This window comes from Carboxylicivirga longa (assembly GCF_050589825.1).
GTDB classification, from domain to species: domain Bacteria; phylum Bacteroidota; class Bacteroidia; order Bacteroidales; family Marinilabiliaceae; genus Carboxylicivirga; species Carboxylicivirga longa.
Genome location: NZ_JBNGOZ010000051.1, coordinates 1 through 2253, shown reverse-complemented (window position 1 = coordinate 2253; position 2253 = coordinate 1). Strand labels below are relative to the sequence as shown.

Genomic DNA, 2253 nt, shown 5'->3' with positions numbered 1-2253 from the left:
AAGCCAAAGCGTTGTATTTGGTTTTAACTTTTCAATTTGGATAGCCAAATCAACGATTTGGCGGAGCTGACCGAAGCGGTGAACCTCCGGAACCGCAGTGATCGCCTTATGCGCTATGGCGGTTTGTTGGGCGCTGCGGTTTAATTTACTTTTCGGTTCTGAGCATCAAAAACGGGCTGAAAATCTTTACATTAGTCATCTTTTTTCCGTCTAAAACAACTTTCTATTCTAGGTCTTGGCGCGCCTTAGTCCGTATGCGTTATTCAGAAGTCCGGCTACACTTAAACAACGCGGGAAACTGAGTCCCGATTGAGCTGCTCCAAAGTCCCGCTGCAAATCTGAAGTCCGGCTGCGTGACTGAAAAAGTGCCGGCCGGGATTAGTCCGCCGTGTCCGTTTGGTTTGTAAGTCCAGCTACGTTTTGTTTGCGAGTCCGGGAATGCGCGCCTTGGTTTTAAAGTTTTTACCTTAAACCACTTTTTCCGTTTTTAGGATTTGTGTCCCGTTTTTGTTTTTCATAATCGAAGCGCTCCTTCGAGTTCGTTGCGCCCAACGGCCTGCCGCATGGCGACGTAAGGCGAATGTTGACCTCACCAACCTTCGAAAAAGGAGGGAAGCCAAAGCGTTGTATTTGGTTTTAACTTTTCAATTTGGATAGCCAAATCAACGATTTGGCGGAGCTGACCGAAGCTGTGAACCTTCGGAACCGCAGCAATCGCCTTATGCGCTATGGCGGTTTGTTGGGCGCTGCGATTTATAATTTCTTCCAAGCTGCACTTCAAAAACGGGCTGAAAATCTTTGTGTTATTCAGCTTTTTCCGTCTAATAAGCTTTGCATTCTAGGTTTTGGCGCGCCTTTGTCCGTATGCGTTATTTTGAAGTCCGGTTACACTTAAACCACGCGGAAACTAAGTCCGTGAACAGCTGCCCGAAAGTCCTGCTGCAAATCGGAAGTCCGGCTGCGTGACTGAAAAATGCCGGCCGGGATTAGTCCGCCGTGTCCGTTTGGAAGTCCCAGTCCCGCTACGTTTTGTTTGAGAGTCCAGAAATGCGCGCCTTGGTTTTATAAATCACTTGTTTTAAACCACTTTGTCAGGTTTTACGGATTTGCGTCCCGTTTTTGTTTTTCATAATCGAAGCGTTACGTTCGAGTTCGTTGCGCCCAACGGTCAGGCTATGAAGCGTTGGGGAAATTTTGCCAGATGTCCCTTCCAAAATGCTAAGTAGCCAGAGCGTTGTATTTTGTTTTAATTTTTCAATTTTAAAGCCAAATCAACGATTTGGCGGTGGTCGGTTTTGCAGAAACTTTTCAAATTACTGTGAACCCCCAATGCTTTATTAGCCATTGTTAGGCCACGTAATTCTTTTTTGTTTTTTTCCCTTTAAATTCGATTAGTTTTTCACTAAGCTCTTTTTTAGTTGCAGTTAGCACCTTTTTATTTAATTCAATAAAAGTCGCGTGGTTTTCCCTTAAAAACTTTATCTGAAGAAATTCGATTTTAGCTTTGTCACAAATCGTCATTAATTCCTGAGCTGTTTTATCTTTCGAGTATTTCTTACAAAGTTCAATTATTGGTCTAATTTGAAAATTATATGTGGCTTTTATGTTTGATGAGTTTTTGTATTTTCTTTCAAATTCTTTAAGTATTGTATTTAATTCACCAACAAATGAATTGTCAATGAGATTATCAGTTATTGAAGTGTTATGAATCTTGGATATAGAAATTAAATAGCTATTCCAGTTGTCATAGCAGCTGTTCAATTCGTTATTTGCTTTCTTATTAGCGTCAAGAACATGAGGTAAAACTCTTGATATGTGGTCTAAAGACCCAATCATATTATTATAACATTCAGTATTTTCAGTTATATCACCTTTTTTGCGATGTATAAATATTGTAAATAAATCTTCTTGAGTTATATCCAGGAGCCTTTTACTGATTCTATTTGAAGTCTGATTTAGTATAATATCATTCGTATCCCAATTATTTAGTTTTTGCAAACATAAATCCAATTGTTCAATCTCAGCTGAAAGCTGCCTGTCTAAAAATGATAGCTGACTAACGAAATATGATTCAACTTTTTTTAACCTCCTATTTTCTCTTATTCGTTCAGAGATTTTATTAAAATAAAGTCCCAAAAAAAAACAACGCAACAGGAGTTGCCCATTTTACAATTTCAAAAGGCTATAGTTTAATAATGCGTTGTAAAACCGATTAGTTGTTGATAACATAGGTCTATTTTCAAAAACCTTTCC

At 39.4% G+C, this 2253-nt stretch carries 2 protein-coding genes; one reads left to right on the top strand and one right to left on the bottom strand.

Going from position 1 to position 2253, the window contains the following annotated elements; translation table 11 throughout:
• Positions 1-649 precede the first annotated feature (649 nt).
• Complete coding sequence (locus ACRD7A_RS18960; RefSeq protein WP_430812964.1) at positions 650-895, top strand: hypothetical protein; 246 nt, start codon at positions 650-652, stop codon at positions 893-895.
• Positions 896-1347: 452 nt separating this feature from the next.
• On the opposite strand, the gene ACRD7A_RS18955 is transcribed toward ACRD7A_RS18960, so the two are convergent.
• The gene (locus tag ACRD7A_RS18955) at positions 1348-2136 is read right to left on the bottom strand and encodes a hypothetical protein (protein ID WP_430812965.1); all 789 of its coding nucleotides are present in this window, start codon (positions 2134-2136) and stop codon (positions 1348-1350) included.
• Positions 2137-2253 lie beyond the last annotated feature (117 nt).